Source organism: Microvirga vignae (assembly GCF_001017175.1).
In the GTDB taxonomy this organism is placed as follows: Bacteria; Pseudomonadota; Alphaproteobacteria; order Rhizobiales; family Beijerinckiaceae; genus Microvirga; species Microvirga vignae.
In genome coordinates this window covers 1-4,750 of record NZ_LCYG01000096.1, presented here as the reverse complement: position 1 = coordinate 4,750, position 4,750 = coordinate 1, and the positions used below count along the sequence as shown (strand labels likewise).

2 protein-coding genes and 3 pseudogenes are annotated in these 4,750 nt (G+C 60.9%); 2 read left to right on the top strand and 3 right to left on the bottom strand.

Annotated elements, in window-relative coordinates:
- Nucleotides 1–216: 216 nt before the first annotated feature.
- Nucleotides 217–471 (top strand): annotated as a pseudogene (locus AA309_RS27465) (IS6 family transposase); the annotation flags it as partial.
- A 288-nt stretch (nucleotides 472–759) separates the two neighbouring features.
- On the opposite strand, the pseudogene AA309_RS27460 reads toward AA309_RS27465, so the two are convergent.
- Together AA309_RS27460 and AA309_RS27455 are read right to left on the bottom strand one after the other, a co-directional pair.
- Nucleotides 760–1,811: pseudogene (locus tag AA309_RS27460) on the bottom strand (IS110 family RNA-guided transposase).
- 327 nt (nucleotides 1,812–2,138) lie between these two features.
- A pseudogene (locus AA309_RS27455) lies at nucleotides 2,139–2,531 on the bottom strand (transposase); the annotation flags it as partial.
- 136 nt (nucleotides 2,532–2,667) lie between these two features.
- On the opposite strand from AA309_RS27455, the gene AA309_RS27450 reads away from it, so the two are divergent.
- Nucleotides 2,668–3,309 carry a VirK family protein gene (locus AA309_RS27450; RefSeq protein ID WP_244470516.1) on the top strand — a complete coding sequence of 214 codons (642 nt, stop codon included), beginning with the start codon at nucleotides 2,668–2,670 and terminating at the stop codon, nucleotides 3,307–3,309.
- A gap of 412 nt (nucleotides 3,310–3,721) precedes the next feature.
- On the opposite strand, the gene AA309_RS27445 is transcribed toward AA309_RS27450, so the two are convergent.
- Nucleotides 3,722–4,723 (bottom strand): IS110 family RNA-guided transposase, encoded by a 1,002-nt coding sequence (locus tag AA309_RS27445; protein WP_047192206.1) that lies wholly within the window; start codon nucleotides 4,721–4,723, stop codon nucleotides 3,722–3,724.
- Nucleotides 4,724–4,750 lie beyond the last annotated feature (27 nt).

Genomic DNA, 4,750 nt, shown 5'->3' with positions numbered 1-4,750 from the left:
GCCCTCCCGCTTGCAGCCGACAGATCGCACTAGCCCGAATGCAGGAGGGCATAGGTGTTCCCGAAGCCGACTTACATTGGCGGTCGATACTATTGGCGAACCAATCAGCCGGCCAGGGCTGCAAAGCGTGAGGTTCGGGTCGGCACCAGGGAACTGTCGCAAACCGTTCGGTAACTCCGTTCGGCCTATGCCTCCGGCACGCTCCGGAGGTGCATGATGTTTAAAGGCCGCCATTTTGATCGCTCGGTGATCCTGCTGTGTGTGCGGTGGTATCTTGCCTATAGCCTCAGCCTTCGGAATTTTGAAGAGATGATGGCCGAACGCGGCGTGGAGGTGGATCATGCCATCATCCACCGCTGGACCCTTCACTATGCTCCGCTCCTGCTTGAGCAGTTCAATCGGCGCAAGCGACCGGTCATCGGCAAGTGGCACGTTGATGAAACTTACATCAAGGTCTGCGGGCGGTGGATGTGTGTAGACGTATATGGACCCCGCCCGATTGCAACAGTCGGCTGGATCAGGATCGATGGTCACAACTGCTGACGTGTATCCGGCTTCGTGATGCGGCTGGACAACGTCTTCGCCGCGAGCCTCGATGGGTTTTCGCCCGCTTCCACCTCAAAGCCCCGATGACATTGGCTAACGCCATGCCGGTCCACACATCAGGTTCTGGAAGCGACGGGGTGACCGTTTCGCCATCTCCTACCATTTGTTGCAATTGCCGGGGTGGGACCTCCTTTCCTTATTGGCCGCTTCGCTTCAGGCCGCCTTCACCGACAGCGCGGGCTCGTAAGCTGTGTCGCCCGAGAGCATAGCCGAGACAATCCGCGCATTCTTGTTGGCAAGCGCCACGGCCGCGACGTTGGGATGCCGCCGTTGCCGCATCTTACCGAGCCAGAGGCTTCGCGGATCCTGCTTGCCGCCAGCCCGGCTTAAAGCGGCGCGAGCGCCATGAATCATCAGTGTCCGCAGATAGCGATCGCCGCGTTTGCTGATGCCGAACAAGCGGGCTCGCCCTCCACTGGATCGCTGCTTCGGCACCGGGCCAAGCCAGGCCGCGAATTGACGGCCGTTCTTGAAGCAGGTTCTATCGCCCACGGCAGCGATCAGGGCTGTTGCCGCCACAGGGCCGATGCGTTCGATCTTCCCCAGCCGCTGGCACTGCTCACTGGCGCGGAAGATTTCCCGTATTTGCCGGTCATAGGTTGCGATGCGGCGATCAAGCTCGGCCAGTTCCGTCTGCAACTCCCTCATGAGCGAGCGAACCATCTCGCTGAGGCCGTCATTGTCGTTCCCGACGATGACGGCAAGGCCACGCCGCAGCTGCGAGATGTCACGGGCAATGACAATGCCATGCTCGGACAGAAGACCGCGAATCTGGTTGACGAGCCTGACTCTGTCGGCGACCAGACGCCGGCGAATGCGATGGACGGCTTGTACCGCCAGCTGATCGGTTGATTTCCGGGGGCACGAAGCGCATTGACGGCCGGCCGACCGCTTCGCAGATGGCTTCCGCATCATTCCGGTCGTTCTTGTTCGACTTGACGGTTCTTGTTCGACTTGACGTATGGCGTCACGAACTGCGGGCTGATCAGCCGCACCTGATGGCCAAGCTCGGTGAGCACGCGAGCCCAATAGTGCGCCCCGTTCGAAGCCTCCATGCCGACGAGACAGGCCGGCAAATTGGCGAAAAAGCGGGCCACCGCATCGCGACGCAGCCTCTTTCGCACAACGACTTTCCCGTGGTTGTCGACGCCGTGAACCTCGAAGACGTACTTCGCCAAATCCAGACCTATCCGAACAACCTGCATGACATCCTCCTTCATCGCAGTTGACGGTCGAGATTCCACCTCGCCGCGAGGGCGGGGTCCATACCATTGCCCCGTTAAATGCAAGGAAAATCATTACGCGTGATCTTGGGACTGCGATCGGGTGCTGACGTGTGTCCGGCCTCTCGAAGCGGCTGTACAAACGCCGCAGGCCCTTATGGAAGTCCGCGGATCAGATCCAATATGTATCTGCGCGCTCGAAGCGCCCATCCAACGACTGGTTCTTCTGATCCCGTTTGATCAACCGTTGTCCCATCAATCTGCGTTCGACCTTCTCACATCCTCCGGCAGTCCCTCGGGCTATTCTGCTTATGTGGCAGCACCCGAAGCTCGATAAACTCCTCCCCGTGCCATCAGCGCCCAGGCAATCCGCGCCATCTTGTTAGCCAGGGCGACCGCGATCAGCATCGGCGGTTTGCGGCGTAGCATCCGCCCGAGCCAGGAGTGCGGAGCCGTGCCATGCCTGGTCGCCCATCTGACAACCGCTGTGGCGCCGATGATGAGCAGGCGGCGGAGGTCGCGCTGCCCCATCTTTGATGTCTTGCCCAATCGGGGCTTCCCGCCAGATGAATTCTGTTTGGGTGTGAGCCCCATCCAAGCTGCAAAATCCCGCCCCTTGTCGAAAGTCTCCGCCGCTGGAGCCAAGGCCGCCAGAGCTGTTGCTGTGATCGGACCAACGCCAGGGATCGTCATCCTTCTTCTGCGCGCCGAAATGACAAGGCGCCGTTATATTGGCAAGCTCTCGCCTGCGCGTCAGCTTGTCGTCAGCTAGGCGGACTATCAACCTCCACAGGGGCTGACCAGCACCGAACTCAGTGCGGAAAACTTTGCAAATGGAATGGGCATCGCCATGTATAGCCGAAACAGTGGCTCATCCAATGTCGAAACGCGATCGAGCGCACGCGACGCAGAAATGAGACAGTCACCAGCCAGTGCCGCGCAAACTGAGATCGACAGCCACAGGTTTACGGAAATGGTTGCAGACACGCGCTCGGCGCCGGAGCCCCGCGCTAGTTCGTCTTCGGCAGCAAGACAGTACAAGCAGTTCAGTGGCAGACGCCTGTCGATCCTGTTGTCCTTGCTTTTGGCTGCAAGCGTGAGCAGGGTCGCCAAGGCGGATGAGCCCTCGCCGAAATACGCCGAGGTGCTCAATGCCCTGCAGGCCGGCAAGAATGTGAAGGTCATACTGGACCTGAACCGCTGTACCACTGCCGATGGCGGCAAGCCCGGGCCGGCAGTGCAGGGTGGTCTGGTTATCAGCGCCTTCAGAGTGACCGCCCAGAACGGCATCAGCTTTGCCAATGCGCATCAAACCCTGGACAGCTCGGGACACCCCGTGACCGAGTACATTCGCCACAACCTCAGCCGCGAAGGCAAGCTCACAGTACGGGCCTCTAAACTTGCCGCCGGGGCGGCCGAAGCCGTGAACCAGGGCGAATTTGTCTGCGAACTGCCGGATGGCGCGAAGTTCGTCTGGTAAGCATCCGCACCGCGCGAAGGGCCTGAGCCGGTCGACGATCGTGCTCAAGTCCGCAACGCGGTGACGCCCGTGGTTTCGATCGCGGCGATGCTATCCTCGCCATGATCTAAATTGCGCTCACGCTGGGGGCGGACATGGGCACTGTTCTCTTATTCCGGGGATCTGGGTCAAGCCCTTAGAGCGGCGTCTTTGTCCGTCTGGCTGATATCACTTGTCGGAGCATGGTTCTCCCCGGGGTCAGCATGGGCTGCCGCATGATGGGGTCGGAAGCCTCAGCCTCGCCATGTTGCATCCGCGGTCGACCTCATCTGTGTCTGAAGTCATGGCCGCAACAGTGCCCGCGCGATAACTGCTGCCTCGTCCCGACAAGGGACATCACTCCGCCGGTCGGCGGATCGCGTGAGCTACACTCTCATGCCGGCAGCCCCGCCTTGTTGGACCAGCGGAAGTCGGTACCGTCGCGCCACATTCTGTGGAGGATCACCGACAGCTTGCGGGCGACGGCCACCATGGCCTTCTTCCCACCGACCTTCCTGGCAAGCCTCGTCCCCCAGGCCTTGATCGGCGACCAGCGCGAGACGCGGTTGAGAATCATGCCCGCTGCCTCAAAGAGGTAGGTCCGTAGCAGCGGATCGCCGCATTTGGAGATTCGACCGCTCCGGTCGATCTCGCCCGACTGATAGCGTCTCGGCGTCAGGCCGAGATAAGCTCCCACACTGGAGGACTTCGAGAACCGCTCCGGCGCATCAATGACACTGATATAGGCCAATGCGGCCAGAGCGCCGACGCCAGGGGCCGTCATCAGCCGCCGGGCCGCTGGGTCCTGGCGCGCCAAAGCCATGAGACGGCGTGTGAGCATGCCGATCTGCCGGCTGACTGCCTGTAAGGCGATCAGGAGCGCCGCCACAACATCCTCGAGCGGCCCATCGGCTACCAGTGTCCGCACACGATCAATGAAGGGCTGGCCGCCCCCTTTCCCAGCGACCAACCCGAACGGTTTGAGCACACCCCGGATCTGGTTGGTCAGATCAACCCGTATCTCGACCAAGCGAGCACGCGATGTGAGAAAGCTCCGGACCACTTGGCTGTCCAAGCTTTTGACGGTGACTTCGCGATACCAGCCGGTGCGCACGATCTGCGTCAGCCCCAGAGCGTCATTGGGATCGGTCTTGTTCATCTGCAAAGAGAGTGTCGCCTTGGCATGACGCGCATCAAGACAGATCACAGGAAGACCAAGCTTTGTCAGTTCGTGCCAGTGCCAGATCGATAACGGGCCGCTTTCCAGGCCGATCCGCACCACATGCGGGGCTTTCGCATGGACGACTGCGGCAATGGCTTCCGGCGTCGAGGCGCATTTGCCACGCCAGAGCGCTTTACCATGCTCGTCGACGATGCAGACTGCTGTCTGCTCCAGCGATAGTAGAGTAGGCGGTGAGCGCCG

What these genes read in the sequence shown, in the direction of transcription:
- AA309_RS27450 (WP_244470516.1), top strand. Translation starts at nt 2,668, where the DNA reads ATGGGCATCGCCATGTATAGCCGAAACAGTGGCTCATCCAATGTCGAA.